The sequence below is a fragment of the Antarcticirhabdus aurantiaca genome (assembly GCF_009765365.1).
GTDB lineage: Bacteria > Pseudomonadota > Alphaproteobacteria > Rhizobiales > Rhizobiaceae > Antarcticirhabdus > Antarcticirhabdus aurantiaca.
In genome coordinates, this window is record NZ_VTOM01000012.1 from 15,790 (window position 1) to 41,374 (window position 25,585).

At 69.4% G+C, this 25,585-nt stretch carries 20 protein-coding genes; 9 read left to right on the forward strand and 11 right to left on the reverse strand.

Annotated features, from left to right (window positions below; all coding sequences use genetic code 11):
* The first annotated feature begins 379 nt into the window (after positions 1-379).
* From FZN60_RS15030 to FZN60_RS15060, 7 genes are all read left to right on the forward strand, one after another.
* Positions 380-1,438 carry a polysaccharide pyruvyl transferase family protein gene (locus FZN60_RS15030; RefSeq protein WP_158874317.1) on the forward strand — a complete coding sequence of 353 codons (1,059 nt, stop codon included), beginning with the start codon at positions 380-382 and terminating at the stop codon, positions 1,436-1,438.
* Between the two features lie 75 nt (positions 1,439-1,513).
* Entirely contained in the window at positions 1,514-2,758 is a 1,245-nt protein-coding gene (locus tag FZN60_RS15035) for a glycosyltransferase family 4 protein (RefSeq protein WP_158874318.1), read from the forward strand.
* Positions 2,759-2,862: 104 nt separating this feature from the next.
* The gene (locus FZN60_RS15040; RefSeq protein WP_158874319.1) at positions 2,863-3,396 is read left to right on the forward strand and encodes a hypothetical protein; all 534 of its coding nucleotides are present in this window, start codon (positions 2,863-2,865) and stop codon (positions 3,394-3,396) included.
* Positions 3,397-3,522: 126 nt separating this feature from the next.
* Complete coding sequence (locus tag FZN60_RS15045; protein ID WP_158874320.1) at positions 3,523-5,799, forward strand: polysaccharide biosynthesis tyrosine autokinase; 2,277 nt, start codon at positions 3,523-3,525, stop codon at positions 5,797-5,799.
* 546 nt (positions 5,800-6,345) lie between these two features.
* Positions 6,346-7,026 (forward strand): sugar transferase, encoded by a 681-nt coding sequence (locus tag FZN60_RS15050; RefSeq protein ID WP_158874321.1) that lies wholly within the window; start codon positions 6,346-6,348, stop codon positions 7,024-7,026.
* Between the two features lie 223 nt (positions 7,027-7,249).
* Positions 7,250-8,218: a cation diffusion facilitator family transporter gene (locus FZN60_RS15055; RefSeq protein WP_158874322.1), complete on the forward strand. Its 969-nt coding sequence runs from the start codon at positions 7,250-7,252 to the stop codon at positions 8,216-8,218.
* Between the two features lie 74 nt (positions 8,219-8,292).
* On the forward strand, positions 8,293-9,192 hold the full coding sequence (locus tag FZN60_RS15060) for an MBL fold metallo-hydrolase (protein WP_158874323.1): 900 nt from the start codon (positions 8,293-8,295) through the stop codon (positions 9,190-9,192).
* 15 nt (positions 9,193-9,207) lie between these two features.
* Here the strand turns inward: FZN60_RS15060 and FZN60_RS15065 are convergent, their stop codons facing one another.
* The 4 genes from FZN60_RS15065 to FZN60_RS15080 form a co-directional block, all read right to left on the reverse strand.
* Positions 9,208-10,419, reverse strand: coding sequence for an SMP-30/gluconolactonase/LRE family protein (locus FZN60_RS15065; protein WP_158874324.1), 1,212 nt, complete (start codon positions 10,417-10,419; stop codon positions 9,208-9,210).
* Positions 10,420-10,450: 31 nt separating this feature from the next.
* Positions 10,451-11,434, reverse strand: a complete 984-nt coding sequence (locus FZN60_RS15070; RefSeq protein WP_158874325.1) for an SMP-30/gluconolactonase/LRE family protein — start codon at positions 11,432-11,434, stop codon at positions 10,451-10,453.
* An 81-nt stretch (positions 11,435-11,515) separates the two neighbouring features.
* The gene (locus FZN60_RS15075; protein WP_158874326.1) at positions 11,516-12,508 is read right to left on the reverse strand and encodes an aldo/keto reductase; all 993 of its coding nucleotides are present in this window, start codon (positions 12,506-12,508) and stop codon (positions 11,516-11,518) included.
* Between the two features lie 34 nt (positions 12,509-12,542).
* Entirely contained in the window at positions 12,543-13,391 is an 849-nt protein-coding gene (locus tag FZN60_RS15080) for an SDR family NAD(P)-dependent oxidoreductase (RefSeq protein ID WP_158874327.1), read from the reverse strand.
* 172 nt (positions 13,392-13,563) lie between these two features.
* On the opposite strand from FZN60_RS15080, the gene FZN60_RS15085 reads away from it, so the two are divergent.
* The gene (locus tag FZN60_RS15085; RefSeq protein ID WP_158874328.1) at positions 13,564-14,835 is read left to right on the forward strand and encodes a DUF5996 family protein; all 1,272 of its coding nucleotides are present in this window, start codon (positions 13,564-13,566) and stop codon (positions 14,833-14,835) included.
* A 3-nt stretch (positions 14,836-14,838) separates the two neighbouring features.
* On the opposite strand, the gene betC is transcribed toward FZN60_RS15085, so the two are convergent.
* On the reverse strand, positions 14,839-16,353 hold the full coding sequence (gene betC, locus FZN60_RS15090) for a choline-sulfatase (protein WP_158874329.1): 1,515 nt from the start codon (positions 16,351-16,353) through the stop codon (positions 14,839-14,841).
* Between the two features lie 143 nt (positions 16,354-16,496).
* Between betC and FZN60_RS15095 the strand changes: the two genes are divergently transcribed.
* On the forward strand, positions 16,497-17,405 hold the full coding sequence (locus tag FZN60_RS15095; protein WP_158874330.1) for an alpha/beta hydrolase: 909 nt from the start codon (positions 16,497-16,499) through the stop codon (positions 17,403-17,405).
* On the opposite strand, the gene FZN60_RS15100 is transcribed toward FZN60_RS15095, so the two are convergent.
* The 6 genes from FZN60_RS15100 to FZN60_RS15125 all read right to left on the reverse strand — a co-directional run bounded on the left by FZN60_RS15100 (position 17,398) and on the right by FZN60_RS15125 (position 25,500).
* The gene (locus tag FZN60_RS15100; RefSeq protein WP_158874331.1) at positions 17,398-19,392 is read right to left on the reverse strand and encodes a CocE/NonD family hydrolase; all 1,995 of its coding nucleotides are present in this window, start codon (positions 19,390-19,392) and stop codon (positions 17,398-17,400) included. The two genes, FZN60_RS15095 and FZN60_RS15100, sit on opposite strands and share 8 nt — an antisense overlap.
* A 79-nt stretch (positions 19,393-19,471) precedes the next feature.
* Positions 19,472-20,314, reverse strand: a complete 843-nt coding sequence (locus FZN60_RS15105) for an alkaline phosphatase family protein (protein ID WP_158874332.1) — start codon at positions 20,312-20,314, stop codon at positions 19,472-19,474.
* Between the two features lie 3 nt (positions 20,315-20,317).
* Entirely contained in the window at positions 20,318-21,949 is a 1,632-nt protein-coding gene (locus FZN60_RS15110) for an ABC transporter ATP-binding protein (RefSeq protein ID WP_158874333.1), read from the reverse strand.
* Positions 21,949-22,779: an ABC transporter permease gene (locus FZN60_RS15115; protein ID WP_158874334.1), complete on the reverse strand. Its 831-nt coding sequence runs from the start codon at positions 22,777-22,779 to the stop codon at positions 21,949-21,951. The genes FZN60_RS15110 and FZN60_RS15115 overlap by 1 nt, the downstream gene beginning before the upstream one ends.
* Positions 22,780-22,789: 10 nt before the next feature.
* Positions 22,790-23,911, reverse strand: coding sequence for an ABC transporter permease (locus tag FZN60_RS15120; protein ID WP_158874335.1), 1,122 nt, complete (start codon positions 23,909-23,911; stop codon positions 22,790-22,792).
* Complete coding sequence (locus FZN60_RS15125; RefSeq protein WP_158874336.1) at positions 23,911-25,500, reverse strand: ABC transporter substrate-binding protein; 1,590 nt, start codon at positions 25,498-25,500, stop codon at positions 23,911-23,913. Before FZN60_RS15125 ends, FZN60_RS15120 begins: the two co-directional genes overlap by 1 nt.
* Positions 25,501-25,585 lie beyond the last annotated feature (85 nt).

Genomic DNA, 25,585 nt, shown 5'->3' on the forward strand with positions numbered 1-25,585 from the left:
GGAATGGCCGTTTAAAGGGCTCCTAAGCATTTTACGCATCCGCGCTTTTTCTTGCTCTCATCTTGTATTGCGCCGCGCAACGCCGATGCGGCAATGCGAGCATGGCGCCGGACAGGCGGCGGCGAGTTCGGCTCACCCGCATCTGGATCCTTCGTCGGCGGCAGGCGCGCGATCCGCTTGGGAGACATGGCACGGCCTCGTTTCTCCGGCCAGTCGCTGCCGTTTTTGCAATGCAGCATTTCCCCCCGCATTTGCTCTGGTTCGACCCGCGGCACTGTTGTAAGAACCCAAGCCCGAGCCCGGGGAGATCCCGCAAAGGCTCTATGACGCCTGCATCCTCGAAGCTTGCTCAAGCGCTTCCTGCCGCATGAAGGACATGATGACCGGCACACGTGATCTGCTCTTTATCTGCGGCGACCTTTGCAACCTCGGCGATCTGGCGCTTCTCCTGCAGAACCTGGAGATCGCGCGCGACCAGGGGCGACGTGCCTGGGTGCGCCGCTGGGCTCCTCTGCCTGCCGAGATCGAGGAGCAGGTGTCGGAAGCGGCAGGCCGCATCGTGGATGGCCGGGATCTGCCGCGCTTCCTGTCCCTCGCATCGCGGTGCGACATGGTCATCGGTGGCGGCCAGCTGGTGCGGGAGAACGTTTCGACGCGCAGCCTGCTGTTTCTCGCGATGGGCGTCACAGCCTGCAAGCTCAGAGGCGGACGGGTGGCTACCCGCGGGCTCGGCGTCAGCGCGGTCCGCTCCCGCAAGCTCCGCCTTCTCTGGCGGCAGGTTCTTGGCCGGGCCGGCGACATCCGGGTGCGCGACGAGGCGTCGGCGGTCAACGCCGCCCGGATCGTTCCCGGCGCCAAGGTGCTGCAGACGGCCGACATGGCCTTCTATCCCAGCCGCCTCCACGGACATGAGAGCCGAGCTGCCGCCGCGTCCCCTTCGATCCTGATCGCACCCTGCATCGACGGCAGCGAGGAGCGCTCAATCGACGGCGCGGCCTTGCCCCGACTGCTCGAGGCGGCGAGAACACGCTTTCCCGATGCCGAACTGGTCTTCGCCTGCCACGACCCACGTCCGGGGATGGATGCCAAGGCCTCCGATCTGTTGATCGAAGGGCACGGACTTCGAGCCCGCAAGTCCGCGGGGAACCGCTTGGACGTGCTTCTCGAGGAGTATGGCCGGGCGGGAATCGTCATCACCAACCGGCTGCATTCCGTCATCTTCTCCCTTCTGTCGAAGCGCCCCGTGCTCGTCGTCGACGACGGCTCGCGCAAGATCGCCGCCGTGGCGACGGCTTTCAGAATTCCGACCATCGGACGGGGCGACGAGAGTGGGGCGGAAGAGGCGGTCGCGACGGCGCTCGACTTCGATCGCGACGTCCGGGCGGCCGCCCTCGACGACATGTCTGCCCGGGCGAAGCGGAACCTTTCGTCCGACTAGCGCGACGGTGGTCGGCGTCGTACCTGATCGGCGAGCTTCGATAACTGGTCGCCATTGCATGGAGTTGAGCCCGCCGTGATCTCCCGGATCGTGATCCTGAACGACGCATCGATCGCGCGCGGCGGCGCGACGGGATTGGCGCTCTTGTCCATCCGCCTGCTGCGCCAGCGCGGCTTCGACGTGACCTACATCGTCGGCGACAAAGGGGACAACGAGGAGCTGGAAAGGCTCGGGGTCGAAGTCGTGTCGGTGGGCGGGGCGCCGCTGGTGAAGCAGAATCCCGTGGCGGCCTTCGCCCGAGGCGCCTTCAACCCGGCCGCCCGCAAGACCGTCGCCGACTGGGTCCGCACCCGCGACACGCCCTCGACCGTTTATCACGTTCACGGATGGTCGAAGATCCTGACGCCGTCGATCTTCTCGGCCCTTGGTCCCGTGGCCGCGCGAACGGTCATCCACGCTCACGACTTCTTCCTGGCATGCCCCAACGGCGCCTTCATGGACTACAAGCGCGGCGAGCCCTGCGAGCGGGTTCCCTTGAGCGCCTCGTGCCTGTCCACGAACTGCGACAAGCGGAACTACGCGCAGAAGCTCTGGCGCTCGGCCCGCAAGAGGGTGCTCGATTCCACCTTCCCGCAGAGCCTGCCCTGGGCCGCCGTCGCGATGATCCACGAGAAGATGGCGCCCTATCTCGTCAAGGGCGGCGTTTCTTCCGGCCGCCTCGTCACCGTGCGCAACCCCGCCGAGCCTTTTTCGCGCAGCCGCATCCCGAGCGAGGCGAACGGCACCGTCTTCTTCGTCGGTCGCGTCGAGGCCGAGAAGGGCGTCGTCGAACTCCTGGCGGCTGCCCGAAGCGCGGGCGTGCCGCTGGCCGTCATCGGCGACGGTCCCCTGAGGAAGGAGCTGTCGAAGCAATATCCGGACGTCCGGTTCCACGGTTGGCGCAACCGCGAGGAGATCGCGGAGCTGTTGAGGAGCGCCCGCGGCGTCGTTATGCCGTCCCGCTACCCTGAGCCCTACGGCCTCGTCGCCGCCGAAGCGTCCGGGAGCGGCTTGCCCGTGCTCGTGTCCCGGACCGCCTTCCTGCGCGAGGAGATCCTGGCGAACGGGCTCGGCTTCTCCTTCGACCTCAACGATCCCGCCGACATCGCCGGGACGCTTCGATCGCTCGTCGATCTGCCCGCCGAGGAGGTCCGGGCGATGAGCGAGCGCGGCCATTCAGGCGAGGCGAGCCTGTCCCAAACCCCCGACGAATGGATCGACGCGCTTCTGCGCCTCTACTCCGCAACCCTTGTCAGGCCGCCTCTTCCATCGGCGGCCTGACAAGGGTGTGGACGGGGCTTTCGCGCTTGCGCGAGGGGCGCGGGCGTGAAATGGTGTTGATCATCAAAATCCGAGTTTCGTGAGATGAAGCCGGTTTGACGAAGATGAGCGACCTCCTGAACTCGACCTATGACGTCGCCGCCGTCGATGCCGCGATGGTTTTGGTGCGTGAATGGGCAGGGCGAAGCTTCGAGATGCTGGACATGTCGGTTCCGCTCTCCATCGTCACGGCGCTTCCGTTCGTTGTCCTGATCTTATGGGCGGCGTTGCAGCGCGATGTTCTTTTGGTAGTTGCGGTCGCGATTCTCGCCTGGCTCGGCGTCGCGCGTTTCTTCGAGGCCGCGCCGCCTTCGCTTGGTCTCCTGGAGCTGGCGGCCGCCTGGGTGGTCGCCCTTCTCCTGTGCATCTACGCGTCTTGGGCGGGTCGTCGGCGCATGAGGCTGCACGGCGACCTGCGCCAGGTCCAGGCGAGACTGGAAGAGATCGCCCGCGACCTGGATCGCGAGCGGTTCTGGCGCCGCGCGGGCGGGGACATGCGATCGAGCCTTGATGACGACGAAATCCGCGCCCTGATGGAGCGTCTCGGAGCGGCCGGCGGCAAGCACCTAACCGGCCCCCCGTCCGTCACGACGAGATGAAGCGCATTTGAACACTGGTTTTGCGGCTTTTGTCCTCTTGTCCGGCGGTGTGCTGAAACCTGCACGCAAATATGCCATAGATTGGGTGTCTGCCGCCCCCGAGAAGCAAACCGTCCCGGATCCTTGATGTCCAAATCGAACGACAAGCCGTTGGCGCTCGCGGGCAACGCGCCCGACGACGGATCCGGCTTCGAGCCGATCGCGCTGAACCACATCCTGGCGGCCCTGCGCCGCCAGGCCTGGATCATCGGCTTGTGCACGCTTGCCGGCATTGTTCTGGGCGTGGGCTACGTGTCGCTGGCTGTCCCGCTCTACACGGCCTCCACCGACCTCATGATTGACAAGGGGACCTCCAACGTCATCGGCACCCTGACCGTGCCCACCGATGTCTTCCAGGACGACTCGGACATGATGACCCAGGTCGAGATCCTGCGATCGGAGCAACTCGCCCGGTCCGTGGTCGAAAGCATCGGACTGCTGGATGATCCCACGTTCATGGCCGGCAACCCGTCGATGCTCGGCCGGATCACGGGCGGCGTCGCCAGCGTCGCGCAGAGCGTCCTGTCGGTGTCCCCGAGCCAAGCGGCGGACGGGCCGAGCCGCGAGGCGAAGCTCATCGCCGCTGCTGCCATTCTGCGGGGGAACCTCGCCGTCGAGCGGGTGGAGAAGACCTACGTCCTGCGCTTGAGCTACACCTCCGCGGATCGGCATCTTGCCAACCGAATCGCGCAGGCCTACGGCGAGGCCTATCTGAACGACCAGCTGGAAGCCAAGTACAGCGCGACGCGACGCGCCAGCGACTGGCTCGAGGAGCGTCTCGCCCAGCTCCGGCAGCAGTCCTACGACGCCGATCTGGCGGTGCAGAACTACAGGAACGAGAACAGCCTCCTGTCTTCCAACAACCAGCTCGTCTCCCAGCAGCAACTGGGCGAGCTGAGCACGCAGCTGGTGGCGGCGCGCGCGAGCACCGCCGAAGCCAAGGCGCGGCTGGACCAGATCCGCGACATCATCAAGAACAGGCGCACCGACGCCGTGGTCGACGACGCGCTCGGCAACGCGACGATTGTCAACCTTCGCCAGCGCTACCTCGACGCGTCCCGCCGCCTGAGCGAGGTCGAGCGCTCCTTCGGCCCCCAGCACGTGCAAGCGGTGCGGCTGCGCGACGAGATGGCGGAGTACCAGACCCAGATCTTCGACGAGCTCGGGCGGATCGCGGAAAGCTACGAGAGTTCCTACAACGTCGCCCAGCGCCGCGAAGAGTCGCTGTCCACGAGCCTGAAAAGCGTTGCCGGCGAGAACGTCGAGGCCAACACGTCCAGTGTCCAGCTTCGCGAGCTCGAGCGCGAAGCCGACGCTTTCCGCAACCTCTACAACGTCTTCCTCCAGCGCTATCACGAGACGCTCCAGCAGCAGTCCTTCCCGATCACGGAAGCCCGGGTCATCACGCCGGCCAAGCCGCCGTCGCGCCCCAGCTATCCGCGGGTGCCGATCATCCTGGCGCTTGCGACCGTGCTCGGAGCGGCGTCGGGTGTCGGAGCCGCTGCGCTCCGCGAGCATCGCGACCGCTTCTTCCGCACTGGTAGCCAGGTGCGCAGCGAACTGGGCGTCGAGTTCCTCGGCTCGGTCGGCAATCTCGCCCAATCCGACCCCCAGGTCGACGGCGCGGCCTCGGCCGACATCTGGCGCGCCGGCAGCCTCAACAATCGGGCCGCGACGGCCCCGCTCTCGCCGTTTACCGAAACCCTGCGCAATGCACGGTTCGCGGCGAACACCTATCTCGCCGACCGTCAGGCCAAAGTCATCGGGATGGTCTCGTGCCTGCCGCGGGAGGGCAAGACCACCCTGTCCGCGAACTTCGCGTCCCTGCTCGCCTCGCAGGACAGCCGTGTCCTCTTGATCGACGGCGACCTTCGCAATCCCAACCTGTCGCGGTCTTTGAACTCGAAGCCGACGGTCGGCCTCGTCGAGGCCGCCTACGGCACCAGCCCTATCGAGGACTGCCTCGTCTGGAGCCCGAACGGCAAGCTCGCGGTTCTTCCGGTCTCGCTTACCCAGAGAGTCTACCATTCGAGCGAGATCCTGACCTCGTCCGGAATGGCGAACCTGATCGAGCGTCTGCGGGGCAGCTTCGACTACATCGTCATCGACCTGCCGCCGCTCGGGCCCGTCATCGACGCGCGAGCCATGGCGAATCGCATCGACGGCTTCATCATGGTGGTCGAATGGGGCCGCACGTCGCGCAAGCTCGTGCGCAACATCATGGCGGACAATCCGGCCCTGTACGAGAAGTGCCTCGGCGCGATCTTCAACAAGGCCGACGAGGCCCGCATGAAGCTCTACAAGACCATGGACTCGCCGGATTATTACATCTCGCAGTACAAAGACTATTATCACACGGCCTGAGACCCAACCGGCGAAGGCGAGGGCGAGGCGCCTCTCGCCTTCGCTCGGCGGCTTCGCCCGCAGCCGCCGCGAGGGGAAGCTTCCCCGCGGCCGGCGAGGCTCGTCCGTCGAGCTTCGACAGGATCGACCCGAAACTGCCGAGTGCAGTCGGCCGGCGACGGGATCGGTCGTCGGAAGCCGAGAGCTGCCCGCGCGTTCTTGATCAGGCTTCGAGGCGCGGCGGGTGCCGTGCATCCAGGGCTTCTACGGTCCGGTCGAACCAGCCAAGCCGCGTGATCCACACCCCAGCGAGCGCGGTGTGGCTGAGCCCAGATAGTTGCCTCCCGCTCCTGTTTCGTCCGCCGGCTGGACGACCTCCCGAGACCAACCTTCGGCTGGCGGCGGGTGCACGCTTCGCGCCCGTCAACACGTGCTTAGCTGGCCAGGTATGCGCCCCCAAAAGGCGAGCCATGCAAGACGCGCATGAAGATTGTTGCCCTTTCATATTGCGGCGCACCATTAATAAGCTGTAACCTGCGGCTGTTCATTTGGACGGAAGGACGTGCCATGACTCTGCAGAGTGACACTCTCGGTTCTGCTCGCCCCACGCGCGTCCGGCCCCGTCGGACGCCGGGCTCCGTCTATGCGGCCAAGCGTTGGATGGACGTCGCCGGAGCCCTTCTCGGCCTGATCATCCTGTCTCCTCTCTTTCTCCTCGTCGCGCTGGTCATCAAGGTCACCGACGGCGGCAGCATCTTCTACGGCCACAAGCGTGTCGGACGCGGGGGACGGGACTTCGCGTGCCTAAAGTTCCGGACGATGGTGCAGGATGGCGACGCGGTCCTCCAGCGCTACCTGGCGGAGAACCCGGAAGCCGAGGCCGAGTGGCTGGCCACGCGCAAGCTGCAGAACGATCCGCGCGTGACGTCGATCGGTTCGGTGCTGCGCAAGCTGAGCCTCGACGAGCTTCCCCAGCTCATCAACATCCTGCGCGGCGAGATGAGCATCGTCGGCCCGCGCCCAGTCGTTCGCGCCGAGCTCGATTATTACGGTTCGAACGCTCCGGTCTACCTGTCGACCCGGCCGGGCCTGACCGGGCTGTGGCAGGTGAGCGGCCGCAACGACGTGTCCTACGACGCCCGCGTCGCCTTCGATCGCCAGTACGTCGAGAACTGGTCGCTCGGATCCGACATCATGATCATTCTCAAGACGGTGCCTGCCGTCTGCTTGTCCCGCGGAAGCTACTGAGCTTCGAAGATCGGACACTCGGATGACGTCTTCGTGGAAGGGCCGAGCGGCGAAGCTCGGCCCTTTTCTGTATGCCGGCTGCGTCGTCGTTTCCCAGCGCCGTCCCGAGCGTCCGGATCCGCTTCCGGCTAAGGGCGTTGCGGCCTGACCTGCGGCGACAAACGTAGCCTTCTGCCTACCTTCGATCCGGCAACCCGTTTGGACAGGGCAGGGGGGATCAGCCATGGCCTCGCAGTCGCAAGGTGAGTCGAAGACGGTCGTCTACGCCGCGCTCGCCGGCAACTTCCTCATCGCCGTGACGAAGTTCGTCGCCGCCGCCATGACCGGCTCCTCGGCCATGCTGAGCGAGGGCGTCCATTCGCTGGTCGACACGGGCAACGAGCTCCTGCTCCTTCACGGCATGCGCCGCGCGGCCCGGCCGCCGGACCGCGCCCATCCGCTCGGCCACGGGCGGGAGCTCTACTTCTGGACCTTTGTCGTGGCGCTCCTCGTCTTCGCGCTGGGCGCCGGCGTGTCCTTCTACGAGGGCGTCCTCCACATCCTCGATCCCGAGCCGGTGGAGGACCCGTTCGTCAACTACGTGGTGCTCGGCCTCGCGATGCTCTTCGAGGGCTTCTCCTGGGTCGTGGCGCTCAAGGCCTTTCGCCGCCAGAAAGGGCCGCTCGGCTACATCGAGGCCGTCCGCCGCTCGAAGGATCCGACGACCTTCACCGTGCTCTTCGAGGACTCCGCCGCGCTTCTCGGCCTCCTGATCGCCTTCGCCGGCATCTTCCTCGCCGAGCGCCTCGGCATTCCCGAGCTCGACGGCGTCGCCTCGATCGGCATCGCCCTCATCCTCGCCGCGACGGCGATCGTGCTCGCCCGCGAGAGCAAGGGCCTCCTGATCGGCGAGGCGGCCGTGCCCGGGGTCCAGGCGGCCCTCCTGCGCATCGCGGAAAGCCAGCCCGGCCTTCATCGGGCGAACGGCGTCCTCACCGTCCATCTCGGCCCCGAGCAGGTCGTCGCGGCCCTCAGCGTCGAGTTCGACGACGCCATGACCGCGCCCGAGATCGAGGCCTGCGTCCTGGTGATCGAGGCCCGCATCCGCGAGGAGCAGCCGCAGGTGACGACGATCTTCGTCAAGCCGCAGACCGCCGGCACCTGGAAGGCGCGGGCCGAAGCGGTCGCGGCCGCCGGCGCGCGCGACCTTTAGACAGGACCGAGCTTCGCCGGGAGCCGAGGGCTCCGCCCGCGCATTCGCCTCTGACACGGCAGAGGCGCGAACCAATGACGCAGCAGATTCCCATCGCCGACGAGGCTCTGGCCACCGATCCCGTGCTCGATGCCGCGCGGCGCGACGGGACGCATCCCGTCGCGTCCGGCGTCGCCTACCGGCGCCTCGGCATCGTCAACGTCGTCTTCGTAGGGTCGCCGGACGCGGGCGACCGCGGCTGGGTGCTCGTCGATGCGGGCCTTCCCGGCACCAAGGGGATGATCGAATCGGCGGCGGCCGCGCTCTTCGGCGAGGGCGCCCGGCCGGCCGCGATCCTGATGACCCACGCTCATTTCGACCATGTCGGCGCGCTGGAGCTGCTCGCCGCGCAGTGGGACGCGCCGGTCTATGCCCACGCGCTGGAGCGTCCCTATCTCGGTGGCTCGGCGAGCTATCCGCCGGGCGATCCGAGCGTCGGGGGCGGGCTGATGGCCGCTCTCGCCCGCTTCTATCCGCGCGGGCCCGTCGACGTGTCGGAGCGCCTGCGCGAGCTGCCGGCCGACGGCAGCGTTCCCCCGCTCGCCGGCTGGCGCTGGATCCACACGCCGGGCCACAGCGTCGGCCACGTGTCGTTCTTCCGCGAGGCCGACCGGACGCTGATCGCCGGCGACGCCTTCGTCACCACGCGGCAGGAGTCCGCCTACGCCGCGATCACGCAGGCGCCGGAAATGCACGGGCCGCCGATGTACTACACGGTGGAATGGGACAAGGCGAAGCGCTCCGTCGAGGACTTGGCCGCGCTGGAGCCCGAGATCGTCGTCACCGGTCACGGCCAGGCCATGCACGGCCCCGCCATGCGCGCGGCCTTGAGCGAGCTCGCCGCCCGCTTCGACGAGGTCGCGGTTCCCGCGCAGGGGCGCTACCTCGCCCATCCCGCCCGCGCCGAGACGGGCGAGGCCTACGTCCACCCGTGAGGGAGCGGACGGGGCTCAGGCCGCCGGCCCGGCGTCGATCCGGATCCGCAGGACGGCGTAGGGCGGCTTCTGCAGGTCCTTGCCGGCATTGTATTCCGGCCGGCGGTTGACCTGCGCGGCAGAGACGTAGAGCCAGTTGTCCGGCGTGATCACCATCGTGTCGGCCCAGACGAGGCGCGGATCGAAGCCGATCACCTCGATCATCCCGTCCGGCATTCGCCGGCCCACCGCGTTCTGCTCCTGGAGGGTCAGGTAGACGCGATCCTCCGCGTCGCAGGCGAGACCCCCGGTCATGCCCTTCTCGCCGAGGTCCTCGACCCCCGCCGCGACTTCGGCATCGGAGACCTCGGGATCGACGAGCGAGGCAGCGTCGACCGCGTAGAGGTGCCGCCCAATCAGCGGCGCGTAGTAGAGCCGCGTGCCGCCGGGGCCGAGCGCAATGCCGTTCGCCCCGCCCTTCACGAAGCGCGGCGGGCCGGAGCCTTGCGTCCGCATCACCGGTCGGTGCTCGACGAACTTCACCAGCTTCTCCTGCGACTTCGTGCTCGCATGCCCGTCGAGCCGCCGCACGACGCGATCGTTGGAGAGGTCGACGGCGAGGATCGCGCCCGCGCCGTCCTGGCCCTGGTCGGTGACGAAGGCGCGGCCTCGCGCGAGGTCGACGCGCAGGTCGTTGAGCGAGGAGGTCGGCACGATCCCGGGCTCCAGCGGCACGGTGCGGGTCGTGCGTCCGGAAGCGATGTCGATGCGCAGGAGCTTCGCCGCCCCCGCCACCGGCGGCCCCGAGCCGTCGGGAAGCCCCGCATCCAGCACCCAGAGCTGGCCCTCCGGATCGAAGACGCCGTTCGGCACGTGGAACAGCCGTTCCTGCGGCTTGGCCGGATCGGGCACGTTGGTCTCGGCGTCGGGGTACGGTACCACCGACCCGTCCGGCGGCACCTCGCCGAGCGTGAAGGGCACGTCGGCCGAGAAGCGCGGCATCATCACGAAGACGCGGCCGTCCGGCGCGATGGCGAGGCCCGTCGGCGTCGAGGGCGCATCGGCGAGATGGGCGAGTTCCATCGCCCCCGCGCCGCGCGCCGGGCTCGCCTCCAGGCGGTTCGCGCCCTCCGGCACTGGCGCGACGGAGGCCGCGCCCGACGACTCCTGCGCGCCCGCCGCGCGGACCAGGGGAAGGGCGGCCGCCGCGGTCAGCGTGCCCGCGAGGAAGCGTCGGCGAGGAAGCATGATCGGCGCCTTTCCTTGGAAGGGGATGGGATCAGAAGCCGCGGCCGCGGGCGCGCGTGGTGATGGCGTGGACTGCCTTGCCGGCCGTGATGAACAGGCGCCGTCCGTCCGGCCCGCCGAAGGTCATGTTGGCCGGCGTCGTCGGCGTCGCGATGCGCCCGAGAAGCGTGCAGTCCGGGGCGAAGACCCGAACGCCGTCCTCGCAGGCCGCGTAGAGCCGGCCGTCCGCGTCGGTCTCCAGCCCGTCCGGCACGCCGCTCTCCAGTCGCGCGAAGACCCGTCCCGCTTCGACGCCGCCATCCGGCGTGACGGAATAGACCCGGATCTCCCGCGGCCCTTCCGGGTTCAGGCCGCCGCCGGCATCGGCGACGAAGAGCGTCCGGCCGTCGGGCGCGAAGGCGAGGCCGTTCGGCTGGTCCATGTCCTCGACCCGCGCCTCCACACGCCCGTCCGGCGCGATGCGGTAGACGCGGCGCATGGCCTGCTCGGGCTCGGCCATCAGTCCCTCGTCGGGCTGGCGGATGCCGAAGACGGGGTCGGTGAACCAGATCGCGCCGTCCGGCCCGAGCGCGCAGTCGTTGGGCGCGTTCAGCCGCTTGCCCTCGAACCGGTCGGCCAGAACCTCGATCGATCCGTCCTCGCGCTCGCGCACCACGCGCCGCGTCCGGTGCTCGCAGGTGACGAGCCGGCCTTGCGCGTCGAGGCAGCTGCCATTGGCGTTGTTCGACGGGTCGCGATAGGGCTCCGCCCGGCCGCCGTCGCGAAGGAGGCTCATCCGGTTCAACCGCGTGTCGGAAAAGACGAGCCCGCCGAGCCGCGGCACCCAGCACGGCCCCTCGCACCAGCGCCCGTCGGAATAGAGCGTGTCCAGCCGCGCGTCCGGCGCGACCACCGCCTCGAAGCCCGGCGCCATCGCCTGAACCACCGAGGCCGCCCCGGCGCGGCCGGGCAAGAGCCCCGCGCCCGCGAGCGCGAGCCCGCCGGCAAGAACGCCGCGGCGCGACAGGTCGGTCATGCGATGCTCTCCCCGTCTCAGGAACTCGCGGAGAGCAAGTCGCCGGAGCGGAAAACGATCCCGCTCCGGTTGTCGAAAATCCTACCAGCGCCCGTGCACGTGCGGCGCGATCAGCCGCTCGTAGACCTCGCGCACCCGCGCCATGGCCTCGGCCGGCAGCGGCGGGAGGGAGGCCGCCGCGGCGTTGCCTTCGGCTTGGCTGCGGTTCTTGGCGCCGGGGATCACCACCGACACAGCGTCCTCCATCAGGATCCAGCGCAGCGCCGCCTGCGCCATCGTCGCCCCCGCCGGGACCATGCCCCGCAGCTCCTCCACCGCGGCCAGGGCCACGTCGTAGGGCACGCCCGCGAAGGTCTCGCCGACGTCGAAGCTCTCGCCGTGCCGGTTGAAGTTGCGGTGGTCGTTCGCCGGGAACTGCGTCTCGGCGGTCATCTTGCCCGTCAGCATGCCGCTCGCCAGCGGCACGCGCACGATCACGCCGACGTCGCGGCGCTTGGCCTCGGCAAAGAACCGCTCCGCCGGCCGCTGCCGGAACATGTTGTAGATGATCTGGACGGAGGCGACGTTCGGGAATTCGATCGCCTTCAGCGCTTCCTCGACCTTCTCGACCGAAACGCCGTAGAAGCGGATCTTGCCCTTGGCGACCAGCCCGTCCAGCGCCTCGAAGACCTCCGGCCGGTAGTAGACCTCGACCGGCGGGCAGTGCAGCTGCACGAGGTCGAGCGTCTCGACGCCGAGATTGCCCAGGCTCCGGTCGACGAAGGCTTCGAGGTTCTCCGCCGTGTAGCCGTCCGCCACGTGCGGGTTCAGACGCCGGCCGGCCTTGGTCGCGACGATCGGCCTCTCGCCTCCGCGCGTCTTCAAGACGTCGCGGATGATGCGCTCGGATCGCCCGTCGCCGTAGACGTCGGCCGTGTCGATGAAGGTCATGCCGGCGTCGAGGGCGGCGTTCAACGCCGTCTTGGCGTCCTCCTCGCCGACCTCTCCCCATGAGCCGCCGATGGCCCAGGCGCCGAAGCCGATCGCGGACACGTTCCAGCCGGTGCGCCCGAAGCGCCGCTCGGGAATGCTCATGCTCGGTTCTCCCAGATGATGGCCCGAGGCGTCCTCACGCCTTCAGGTGCGCCGCGAAGGCTTCCGCGTAGTCCGGATGCCAGCGCGACAGCGGCGGGCGGTTGTCGGTGATGTCGCCGGCCGCCCAAAGGATGCGCTTCTCGTCGAGTTCGCGCGGCACGTCGTTGTCGGGGCAGAGGATGTAGAAGTCGCCGGCCTCCAGCTTCTGCAGCATGAAGTCGGCCGTCTGTTCGGCCGTCCAGGCGCCCGCCGGCTTCTCGGTGCGCCCGCCAGCCGCGAGCGGCGTGAAGACGAAGCCGGGGATCAGCAGCGCCGCCGTCACCTGGGCGCTGCCCAAGTTGCGCAGTTCGTGCTGCAGCGCCTCGGTGAAGACCTTCACGCCCGCCTTGGACACGTTGTAGGCGGGGTCGCCCGGCGGGGTCGTGATGCCCTGCTTGGAGCCCGTGTTGATGACGAGCCCCGGCTTCTCGCGCGCCACCATGCCCGGCACGAAGACCTGGGTCCCGTGGATCACGCCCCACAGGTTGACGCGCAGCACGCGCTCCCAGTTCTCCACCGGCCCGAACAGCGCGCTGCCCGGCTGGATGCCGGCATTGTTCATGAGGACGTCCGTGCCCCCGAAGCGCTCCGCGACGCTGCGCTCCAGAGCGGCGAGCGCCTCGCGATCCCCGACGTCGGTGGCCGAGGCCATGACGTCGGCTGTCCCGCCCGGCGCGACGCTCGCCAGCGCCTCGGCCGCCGCCTCCAGCCGCTCGCCGCCGACATCCGCGATGCAGACCTTCAGCCCGAGCGCCGCGAAGCGCTTGGCGCAGGCGAGGCCGATGCCCGACGCGCCGCCGGTGACGACGGCGACGTTGCCGGGAACGAGGGCAGGATGGGGCATGGCATGTTCCTTCGGAAACGCGATTTTCGGGCGGGCCGGGTCCGGCAGCGATATGGCCGGGCGGCCGGGCTCGTCCAGGGGGCTGTTGCCGGACAGCGAACGCAGGGTCGCCGTACCGGGCTCCATCCGCTCGTGCTATCGAGCGATCAGCTTGCCAGAATGGAGATCACCGATGACCGATGCGCGTTGGCCGGAACTCGATTACCTGTCCTGGCGCGAGACCTGCGCCGCGCTCCATCTTTATCTCCAGGTCGGCGGCAAGTACCGCCTGGCCCACACGCCCTGGATCAACCATTCCTGGCACGCGACCTTTCTCGTCGGGGCGCGCGGACTGACGACGACGCTCGTGCCCGACGGGCCGGGCATCGAGGTCCTGTTCGATCTCGTCGGTCACAAGGTGATCGCCGAGAGCGGCGACGGGCGCCGGGCGGAGATGGCGCAGCGTCCGACCACCGTGGCGGCGTTCCACGCCGAGTTCCGCGACCTGATCGCGGCCGTGGGCGGCACGCCCGACTTTCACGGCAGCCCGAACGAGGTGGCGGATCCCGTGCCTTTCGCCGAGGATCATCGCGACCGCCCCTACGACGCGGAGGCGGTCACGCGTTTCTTCCGCGCGCTCGCCGCGGCGGACCGGGTCTTCAAGGCCTTCCGCACCTCGTTCATCGGCAAGGCGAGCCCCGTGCATCTGTTCTGGGGCTCCTTCGACCTCGCCGCCACGCGCTTCTCGGGGCGCGCGGCGCCGCTGCATCCCGGCGGCGTTCCGGCACTGCCCGACGACGTCGCGCAGGAGGCATACGATCAGGAGGTTTCCTCGGCCGGCTTCTGGCCGGGCGGCAGCGGCGGCGTCGACTACCCCGCCTTCTACGCCTATGCCTATCCCGCCCCGCAGGGTTACGCGCAGGCCGGCGTCCAGCCGGACGCCGCCTTCTGGCACAAGGATCTCGGCGAGTTCGTCCTTCCCTACGCGGCCGTGCGCGAGAGCGCCGATCCGGACGCGGCGCTCCTCAGCTTCCTCGAGACGACCTACGCCGCGGCCGCCGATCTCGCCCGCTGGGACCGGTCGGTCCTCGAATGCCGGCCGGGCGCCCCGCGCCGGCCGCGGCCCCTGCACGAGGCGCCGGAAGCCGGTAGTGCTCAGGCGCCGGCGCCTGCAGGGGCGAGCCCCGACATCGCCTACGAGGAAGGGCCGGCCAAGGGTCGGTACCTCGCCCGGCTCGACGGGCACGAGGCGGAGATGACGGTGAGCCGGGCCGGCGAGCGCCTTCTCATCATCGACCACACCGAGGTTCCCGACGCGCTGCGCGGCCGGCGCGTCGGCGAGGCGCTGGTGCGCCGGGCGGTGGAGGACGCGCGGGAGACGGGGCGCAGCATCCTGCCGCTCTGCCCCTTCGCCCGCGCGCAGTTCGCCCGCCACGCCGAATGGCAGGACGTGCTGCGCCGCTGACGCCTATTCCCCCCGCGGAAAGCGCTGCTGCTCCTCCAGGACGTTGAGGTCCATGTGGTTGCGCATGTAGCGCTCGGACGCCCGCTGGAGGGGCTGGTGGTCCCAGGGGTAGTAGGCGCCGTTGCGCAGCGCCTCGTAGGTGACGTGGCGCCGCGCCTGGCTGGCGCGCACCTCGGCGTCGAAGCGGTCGAGGTTCCAGCGCGCCTGCGCAGTCGCCCGCAGGCGGGACAGGGTTTCGGCGTGGGTCGGGTCGCCGGCGAGGTTCGTCAGCTCGCGCGGGTCGGCCTCCATGTCGAACAGCATCTCCGGGTCGGCGCGGCAGGCGACGTATTTCCAGCGACCATCCCGGATCGCGACGAGCGGCGCCACCGACCCTTCCGCCGCGTACTCCATCGGCACGGGCTCGGCCCGCGTCCCCGCGCGCGCCGTATCGAGGAGCGACAGCCCGTCCGTCCAGGGCATGATCGCGGACAGGTCGATGCCGGCCAGCGCGCCCAGCGTCGGCACGACGTCGAGGGTCGACACGGGCGCGTCGATCCGCCGGCTCTCGATGCCGGGCGCGGCCACCATCAGCGGCACGTTGGCCGAGCCCTCGAAGAAGTTCATCTTGAACCAGAGGCCCCGCTCGCCCAGCATGTCGCCGTGGTCCGAGGTGAAGAGCACCACCGTGTTCTCCGCCATGCGGCAGCTGTCCAGGACGGCCAGGATCTCGCCGATCTTGTCGTCGACATAGGAGATGTTGGCGAAGTAGGCCCGGCGCGAGCGCGCCACCTCCTCGTCCGTGATGGCGTATTCGCCGTCGTTGCAGGCGTCCATCAGGCGGCGCGAATGCGGGTCCTGATCCTTGCGCGCGATGCGGCCGACGGGCGGCGCCAGCGCCGGGCAGTCTTCGTAGAGGTCCCAGTATTTCCGACGCGCCACGTAGGGGTCGTGCGGATGGGTGAAGGAGACCGTCAGGCACCAGGGCCGCGCATCCTTGCCCCGCGACAGGTCGTAGAGCTTGGCGGTGGCGAAGTGGGCGACCTCGTCGTCGTATTCGTACTGGTTGGTGATCTCGGCGACCCCGGCGCCCGTCACCGAGCCGAGATTGTGGTACCACCAGTCGATCCGTGTCCCCGGCTTGGTGTAGTCGGGCGTCCAGCCGAAATCGGCGGGGTAGACGTCGGTGGTCAGCCGCTCCTCGAAGCCGTGGAGCTGGTCGGGACCGACGAAGTGCATCTTGCCCGACAGCGCCGTGTACCAGCCGGCCCGCCGCAGGTGGTGGGCATAGGTGGGAATCGCCGAGGCGAACTCGGCGGCGTTGTCGTAGACGCCGGTGCGCGAGGGCAACTGCCCCGACATGAAGCTCGCGCGCGCTGGGGCGCAGAGCGGGCTCGCCGTGTAGGCGTTGGGGAAGCGCAGCGAGCGTGCCGCCAGCCGCTTCAGGTTCGGCGCGTGGAGGAACGCGGCCGGCCCGTCCGGGAACAGCGTCCCGTTGAGCTGGTCGACCATCAGGATCAGGATGTTGGGACGGGTCATCGGAGTGCGGCAGCCGGAAGCGTGATGAGGGAGCGGGCAGCGCGCAGAGTGTCAGCCTCCCGCGCCGCGCCGCCCGCTTCATTGCGCCGGGAGCCGCCGCAATGGCAACACGGGACATCCGAGAGCGAAGCGGGAGAGACGGGATGAGCGGGCCGACACCGGAGGAAGCGGAGATCCTCGACTTCCAGGCGCACTGCGACGCCTTTTATCCGCCCGACGCGGTGTCCGCTTCCGTCGAGCAGCAGCGGCGCTGGTACGACGCGCTGTGCGCCGCGTTCGATCCCGGCCGGCCCGAGGGCGTCGCGGCCGAGGACCGGCCGCTCGGCGCCATCCCCGCGCGGTTCTACCGTCCGGCGCATGTTTCGACGGACGCGACGATCCTCTATCTCCACGGCGGCGGCTTCGTCGTCGGCTCGCTCGACAGCCACGACACGGTCTGCGCGGAGCTCGCGCAGGGGACCGGCGCCGAGCTCGTCGCGATCGACTACCGGCTCGCGCCCGAGCACCGCTGGCCGGCCGCCTTCGAGGACGGCTGGGCGGCGCTCTCGGCGCTTCTCGCGCAAGGGCGGCACGTGGTGCTGGCCGGCGACAGCGCCGGAGGCAACCTCGCGGCGGGCCTCGCCGTACGGGCGCGCAACGAGGGCGTCTGCGGCATCGTTGGCCTCGCGCTGATCTATCCCGGCCTCGGCGGCGACCTCGCCTCCGGCTCCTATGCCGAGATGGCCGAGGCGCCGGGCCTGTCGACCGCCGACGTGCGCTACTACCGCGAGCTCTACGCCGCGCCCGAGACCGATCCCGTCGCCCATCCCCTCCGGGCGGAGAGCCTGGCCGGCCTGCCCCCCACCTTCGTTTCAGCCGCCCGCTTCGACCCCCTGCGCGACGATGCACGGCTCTTCGCCGGCCGCCTCGCGGCGGCCGGCGTCGACGTATCCTTCCGCGAGGAGCCGCAGATGATCCACGCCTGGCTGCGGGCCCGGCACATGAGCCCGGGAGCCCGGGCCGGCTTCGCCGCCCTCGTCACCGAGCTGGGGCGGCTCGCCCGGCTCACATGAGGTCGCGCGGGATCGTCCTTTCCCAGTCGCGCGCGAAGATCTCCTCGTCGCCTTCGCTGGCGGTGACCCGCGCCGAGATCAGCCAGTCCGTCGCGGTCGCGGCGATGCGGGCGGTCGCAACGGTGCGGATCGCCCAGTCGCCGCGCCGCAACTCCGTTGTCCAGTGCGCTTCGCCGCGCATGGAGAGCGGGTCGTCGGAGCGGATCGACCAGTTCTCGTTGCGGGTCTCGCGCGTCGCGAGGCTTGTCCCCGGTCGCTCCGTCAGGCCCGTGTCCTCGAAGATCACGTAGCGCGTGGTCCCCGTTTGGAGATCGCGCTCGACGCGCCGCTGTGTCGAGCCCGGCGCGTGCTCGATGTAGCGCGGCAGCGGGTCCGGGTTCTCCGGCTCCGGCACGTGAACGGTCTCCGCCGCCCCCAGAAGCGGCAGGTCAAGGCGGATCGAGCCGGTCTCGACGAGAAGACCGCCCGCATGGGGCGAGGGCAGGATCGTCGGCCAGTAGGCCGTCGAGAGCGACAGGCGGAGGCGATGGCCGGGGGGCAGCCGGTAGCCGCAGGCGTCGAGCTGCAGCCGCAGCTCGACCGTTTCGCCCGGCACGGCGGGCGCCGGCGCGGCGTTGCCGCCGCGATGGGCGAGGTTGAGGACGCCGTAGCTGATGCGCGTCGCGGCGCCGTCGGGATGGACGTCGACGAGCCGCGCCACGAGGTTGGAGACCGGCGCGTCGGGCACGACGGCGAGAACCAGCTCGGGGAAGCCGAGAAGCTCGAGCGGCGCGTCCAGCACCTCCGTCTCGAAGACCAGCGAGCCGGCATCGTCCAGGCGCTGGTCGCCCGCCATCTCGGCGTCGGGCTTCAGCGTGAACCATTCGCCGGACATGATGCCGGTGTCCTGGGGCGACAGGAGGCGCAGCCGCTCGCCTGGCCCCTGGCTCTCGCCCGGCCGCAGCCGCAAGTCCGCCCCGACGCCGAAGCGGGCGCGGTCCGGCGCGCGCCAGCGGTCCAGCGCCACCCAGCGGCCGGGATCGGCGTCGCGGCGAAGCAGCGGGCGCGGTCCGTCGAGCACGTAGGCGCGCATCTGCGGCAGGTCCTCGGCGCCGTTCGCGGTCCCCTTCAGCCAGCGGTCCCACCAGCGGATCGCCTCGGCGTGGAAGTCCATCCGGGGCTTGGGCCAGGCGAAATGCGGGTACTTGTGGATCCAGGGCCCGACAATGGCCTTGGCCGTCGGCCCCAGACCCTCCACCGCCTTGAAGGGCGTGTTGCGGTAGCCGTCGGCCCAGCCGGCGATGACGAGGGCCGGCACGTCGAAGCCGGCGAAGTCGTCGCTGATGGAGCCGTGGCGCCAGAACCCGTCGCGGCGCTGATGCTGCAGCCATTCCTCCAGGAAGAAGGGCTCGTTCTCCAGCCGCTCCAGCCATAGGGTCCGCCAGCGCTCCCCCACCAGCGCGGGATCGGGCGCGCGGCTCTGATAGGCGAGCATGGTCGCGGCCCAGGACAGGTTGGCCGAGAGATGGCCGCCGTTCTTGAAATGGATGTCGTCGTTGTAGCGGTCGACCGTGGAGGCGATGGAGATCACGGCCTTCAGCGCCGGGGGCTTCAGCGCCGCGACCTGCAGCGAATTGAAGCCGCCCCAGGAAATGCCCATCATGCCCACCGCGCCCGTGCACCAGGGCTGGGCGGCGATCCAGGCGATCACCTCGCAGGCGTCGGACAGCTCCAGCGGCGTGTATTCGCCGTCGATGACCCCTTCCGACTCGCCCGAGCCCCGAAGGTCGACGCGCACGCCGGCATAGCCGGCCGCGGCGAAGACGGGATAGGTCGAATCGTCGCGAGCGCAGGTTCCGTCGTTCTTGCGATAGGGCAGGATCTCCAGGATCGCCGGCACCGGGTCGGCCATCGCGCCGTCGGGCATCCAGATCCGTGCGGCGAGCCGGGTACCGTCCTTCAGACGGATCCACTCGTTTTCCGACACCTCGAAGCCGCACGACGTCATGATTTCCGGCACTCCAATCGATTGTATCGGTTCCCTATACAGGGAGTCGCCGATAATGCACGTCTGAGAAGGTTGGACTTTAGGTCGCATCAACCAGGAATGGTGGAGACGCCATCGAGGTCGGCAGCGGAACGCCGAGCCGTTGCAGGATGCTCGGCGCCAGCTGCAGCTGCGACAGGAGCGCGTCCGGGGACGGACCCTCCGCCGCGCCGAAATAATGAAGGGCGACGTCGCGCATGTCGGGGTCGGTGCCGCCATGGTGGCCGGTCGCGCTCTGACCGTGGTCGCTCGTCACGATGACCTCCCAGCCGGCCGCGCGCCAGCGCCGGATGAAGGGCGCGAGCTGCGCGTCGAGGCGGAACAGCGCCGCCTCCATCTCCGGCCCGTCCGGCCCGTACATGTGGCCGAGGGAGTCGGGCGTGCAGGTGTGGAGGAGGGCGTAGTCCGCCCCGTTTCGCTCCATCAGCCGCGTCGCGAGCGCCAGAAGGTCGGCATCGGACGGGATCATGTAGTTGTGCCGGTTGTAGCCGGCCATGGTGTAGAAGCGCCCATGCCGGATCGGCGCGCCGGGCTCGTCCAGTTCGAGGTCGCGGACGGGGTCGAAGGGGCCCCGGACGAACAGCTCCGAAAAGAAGGAATGGGCCACGGCCGCCGTGACGAGGCCCGCCCTGTTGGCTTCGGAGAAGATGTCGGGCACGTCGAGCCGGCGCACCGCCTCGTTGCCGAAGACGCCGTGGCGCTGCGGGAGCGTTCCGGTGTGGAGCGAGGCGTAGCAGGAGGCGGAGGTCGAGGGCAGCACCGAGCGCATGCGCCACACCCGCGCCTCGCCGCTCTCCACCCAGCCTTCGAGGTTGCCCATCAGGCGGCGGGCGTTGCGACAGGGCAGGCCGTCGAGGACGACGAGAACGAGCCGGACGCCCATCTCCTAGTTGCCGGCCGCGGCCATGCGGCGCGCGTCGCGCACCTCTTCCAGCCAGCCGATGCGCATCTCCGGCACCGATTTCAGGAGAAGGTCGGTATAGTCGTCGAAGGGCGGCGAGAGCACCTGATCCTTCGGCCCGAAGCGCACGAGGCGCCCGCGATGCATGACCGCCACGGAATCGGCGATGGCGCGCACGGTGGCGATGTCGTGGGTGATGAAGAGGTAGGAGACGTGGGTCTCCGCCTGGAGCTTCTGGAGGAGCTTCAGGATGCCGTCGGCCACCAGCGGGTCGAGCGCCGAGGTCGGCTCGTCGCACAGGATCACTTCCGGCTCGGCGGCGAGCGCGCGGGCGATCGCCACGCGCTGCTTCTGCCCGCCCGAGAGCTCCGCCGGGTAGCGGCCGGCGAAGTGCTCGGGCAGCTCGATTGCGCCGAGAAGCTCCTTCACCCGCGTCGCCTTCTTTGCGCCGCGCAGCCCGAAATAGAAGGTCAGCGGCCGGCCGAGGATGTCGCCGATCGTGTGGCGCGGGTTCATGGCCGTGTCGGCCATCTGGTAGATCATCTGGATCTGGCGCAGCTGCTCCTTGGAGCGCGCGTCGAGCCGGGCCGGCAGCTCGCGGCCCTTGAAGGTGATCCGCCCGTGGCGCGGCGGAAGCAGGCCGGTGATGACGCGGGCGAGCGTCGACTTGCCCGAGCCCGACTCGCCGACGACGGCCAGCGTCTGGCCCTTGGGCAGGTGCAGCGACACGCCGTCGAGCACCTTCACCGCGGAATAGCCGGCCTCGACGTGGTCGACGGTGAGGAGCCGGTCGCTCTGGTCGGGAGCCTGCGGCTTCTCGCGGTGGCGCATGGAGACGAGGCGGCGGGTGTAGTCCTCGCGCGGGCTTTCCATCACCTGCGCGACCGGTCCATATTCCACCGTCTTGCCGTGGCGCAGCACCATGATGTCGTCGGCGACCTGGGCGACGACCGCGAGGTCGTGGGTGACGTAGATCGCCGCCGTGTGCGTCTCCTCGATCGCGCGCTTGATGGCGACGAGGACGTCGATCTGGGTGGTGACGTCGAGCGCGGTGGTCGGCTCGTCGAAGACGATGAGGTCGGGGGAGGGCAGGAGGGCCATGACGGTCATGGCGCGCTGAAGCTGGCCCCCCGAGACCTGATGCGGATAGCGCCGGCCGAAGCTCTCGGGATCGGGCAGGCCGAGGGTGCGGAACAGGCCGGCGGCGCGCTCGTGGGCCTGCGCGCGCGTCAGGATGCCGTGCTTGAGGGCCGCCTCGACGATCTGGTCGCCGAGCCGGAAGGCGGGGTTGAAGGCGGCGGCTGCGGACTGGGCGACGTAGCAGACCTTGGCGCCGCGAAGGCGCCGGAGGCCGCGCTGCGATAGGCCGACGAGCTGCGTGCCGCCGAGCGTCACCTCGCCCCCGGTGATGCGCACCGAGCCGCGGCCGTAGCCGAGCGCCGAAAGGCCGATGGTCGACTTGCCGGCGCCGGACTCGCCGATGAGGCCGAGGACGCGGCCCTTGGGCAGATCGAAGGACACGCCCTCGACGATGGTGAGCATGCGCGCCGTCTCGCCGGGCGTGTGCATCTCGGCCTCGATCTTGAGGTCGCGGACGCGAAGCAGGTCCTCGGCCATCAGGCGCGCCCTCCCTTGAGGCTGGCGGTGCGGTTGAGCAGCCAGTCGACGACGAGGTTCACGCAGACCGCGAGGAAGGCGATCGCGGTGCCGGGGATGAGTGCCGCCGAGACGCCGAAGATGATGCCGTCCTTGTTGTCCTTGACCATGCCGCCCCAGTCGGCCGCCGGCGGCTGGATGCCGAGGCCGAGGAAGGACAGCGTCGACAGGAACAGGATCGCGAAGGCGAAGCGCAGGCCGAACTCGGCCAGAAGCGGCGACAGGGCGTTGGGCAGGATCTCGCGGAAGATGATCCAGGAGGTCCGCTCGCCGCGAAGCCGCGCGGCTTCCACGAAGTCCATGGCGACGATGTCGGTCGCGACCGCTCGGCCGAGGCGGAAGACGCGCGTCGAATCGAGAACCGCCATGACGAGGATCAGGATCCAGAGCTGCTGGGGCAGGACGGCGAGGACGACGAGGGCGAAGATGAGGGTCGGGATCGCCATCATCAGGTCGTTGAGGCGCGACAGGGCCTGGTCGGTCCAGCCCTTCAGCACGGCCGCCGTGAAGGACAGGAGGACACCGAAGGAGAAGGCGAGGAGCGTTGCGGCGGCCGCGACGAAGATCGTCGTACGCGCCCCGTAGATCAGGCGGGACAGGAGGTCGCGCCCGAGATTGTCGGTACCCAGGAGAAACGTGCCCCCGCTCCAGGCGGGCAGCTCCCAGACGCCGCCGACGATCTCGCTCTCGCCGTAAGGCGCGATGAACGGCGCGAAGACGGCGCAGCCGAAGGCGATCGCGAGCCCGGCGATGCCGATCCAGGCGCTGAAGGGCACGGAGCGCCAGTTCATCGGGCGGGCCTCATTTGGGATGCCGCAGGCGGGGATTGGACAGGATCGCCAGGATGTCGGCGGCCATGTTGAGGAAGATGTAGATGGCGGCGAAGAGGAGTCCGCAGGCCTGAACCACCGGCATGTCGCGCACCGTCACGGCGTCCACCATGTACTGGCCGATGCCGGGGTAGACGAAGACGACCTCCACCACGACGACGCCGACGACGAGATAGGCGAGGTTGAGGGCGACGACGTTGATGATCGGCGCGAGGGCGTTGGGCGCGGCGTGGCGCAGGATGGTGCGGGCGCGCGACAGGCCCTTCAGCTCCGCCGTCTCGATATAGGGCGCTTCCATGACGTTGAGGATCGCGGCCCGCGTCATGCGCAGCATGTGGGCGAGGACCACGAGGACGAGCGTCGCGCAAGGCAGCGCGATCGCCTCCAGCCGGTCGAGGAACGGCATGCCGTCGAAGACGGTGGAGGGGAAGGACACCACGCCGAAGTTGATCGCGAAGACGAAGATCAGGACGTAGCCGATGAAGAACTCGGGCAGCGAGATCGCCGCGAGCGAGAAGACGTTGACGAGGCGGTCGGCGATGCGGTCGCGGTAGAGCACGGAGATCATGCCGAGGCCGACGGCGAGCGGCACGGAGATCAGGGCGGCGAAGAAGGCGAGAAACAGCGTGTTGCCCAGGCGCCGGCCGACCTGCTCGGTGATCGAGTTGCGGCTCGCCCAGGAGGTGCCGAAATCGCCGGTCAGAGCATTGCCGAGCCAGGCGAAGTAGCGGGTCGCCGCCGGCTGGTCGAGGCCGAGGTCGCGGCGGATGTTCTCCACCGCCTGGGGCGTGGCGGACTGGCCGAGATAGGTCTGCGCGAAATCGCCGGGCAGTGCCTCGACGCCGATGAACAGGACGGCCGAGACGGCGATCAGAAGCAGGAAGGAGATGCCGAGCCGCTGGAGGATCATCGCCGCCAGCGGATGGCGGGCGGCGAAGCGGCCGAGCGCCGGGCGCTTTCCCGCGGTGCCGGGCACCGCGGGGTCGACCGAGACGAGAAGGCTGCCGGGTGCGCCGGGCACCGCCAGGGGATCGCCCGCCGGCAGGCGCGCGGTCCCGTCGAGGTTCTGGGATGAACCCGGCACTGCGGCCATCAGGCTTCGAGCCAGACGCGGGTCGCGACGTAGCCGTTCGACATGTCGTTGCCGATGTCGTGGACGTAGCCCTTCACGCGCTTCTGCGCGGCGTTCACGAAGTCGTTGAACATCGGCAGGATGAGGCCGCCTTCGTCGCGGACCATCGTGGCCATCGTCCGGTACATGTCCTTGCGCTTGGCCTCGTCGAGTTCGGCGCGCGCCTCCAGGAGGAGCTTGTCGAAGTCGGGCCGGATGAAGCGCGTGTCGTTCCAGTCGGCCTTGGAGTAGTAGGCCGTGGAATACATCTGGTCCTGCGTCGGCCGCCCGCCCCAGTAGGAGGTGGAGAAGGGCTGGACGTTCCACACGTTCGACCAGTAGCCGTCGCCCGGCTCACGGCGCACCTCGATGGTGATGCCGGCCTTCTGCGCGGTCTGCTGGTAGAGAACGGCGGCGTCCACCGCGCCGGGGAAGGCGACGTCGGAGGTGCGCAGCAGCACCGGACCGGAATGGCCGGACTTCTTGTAGTGGAAGGTCGCCTTGTCCGGATCGTAGGCGCGCTGCTCGATGCCTTCGGGGAAGAGGGCGTAGGTGTCGTTGATCGGGAAGTCGTTGCCGATCTTGCCGTAGCCCGACAGGACCGTCTTCAGCATGGCCTCGCGGTCCATGGCGTATTTCAGCGCGAGGCGCAGGTCGTTGTTGTCGAAGGGCGCCGTGTTGCAGTGCATGATGAAGACGTAGTGGCCGCGGCCGGAGGTGGTGAGCACCTCGACGGTGGGCGCGCGCTGCAGGAGCGACACGGTCTTCGGGTCGACGCGGTTGACGTAGTGGACCTGGCCCGAGGACAGGGCGGCGACGCGCGCGGTGGCGTCGTTGATCACGATGATCTCGACCGAGTCGACGTAGCCGCGGTCCTGGCGCCAGTCGTTCGGGTTCTTCTCGAAGGTGACGCGCACGCCCGGCTCGAAGCTGGCGAGCTTGAAGGGGCCGGTGCCGACCGCCTTGTTGGGATCGTCATTGCCGCCGTTCGGCTGGATGATGAGGTGGTAGTCCGACAGGAGCAGCGGCAGGTCGGCATTGCCCTCGGCGAGCGTGATCACGAGGTTGCCGCCATCGGCCTTGATGTCGCCGATGGTCTGCATGACGCCGAGCGCGCCCGATTCCGACTTCTCGTCGGTGTGGCGCTTGAGGGTGGCGACGACGTCGTCGACGGTGAGCGCCTTGCCGTCGTGGAAGGTGACGCCCTGACGGATCTTGAAGGTCCAGGTCTTGGCGTCGGCGGAGGGCTCCCAGGACTCGGCCAGCGCGGGAACGGCCGCGCCGGAGAGCGGGTCGGACTCGACCAGCGTGTCGCCCCAGTTGCGCCCGACCACGAACATGACCTGCGAGAGCGCCTTGGCCGGGTCGAGCACGTCGGTGGCCGCGCCGCCTTCGAGGCCGAGCTTGAGCGCGCCGCCGCGCTGGGGCTCCTGCGCCGCCGCGCTGGTGGCGTAGAGCTGCGAGGCGAGCGTCAGGCTGACGCCGGCGGCGAGCGCGCGGCCCATGAACTCGCGCCGGCTCATGCCGCCGCGCCGGACCTCGTGGCCGAGATGCTTCGTGAAATCGCTCATGTTCGAAAACTCCTGCCCCGGCCGCGAAGCGTGCGATGATCCGCGCCGACCCCCGCCGGCGTGTCGAAGAATGCTGCGCGATTTC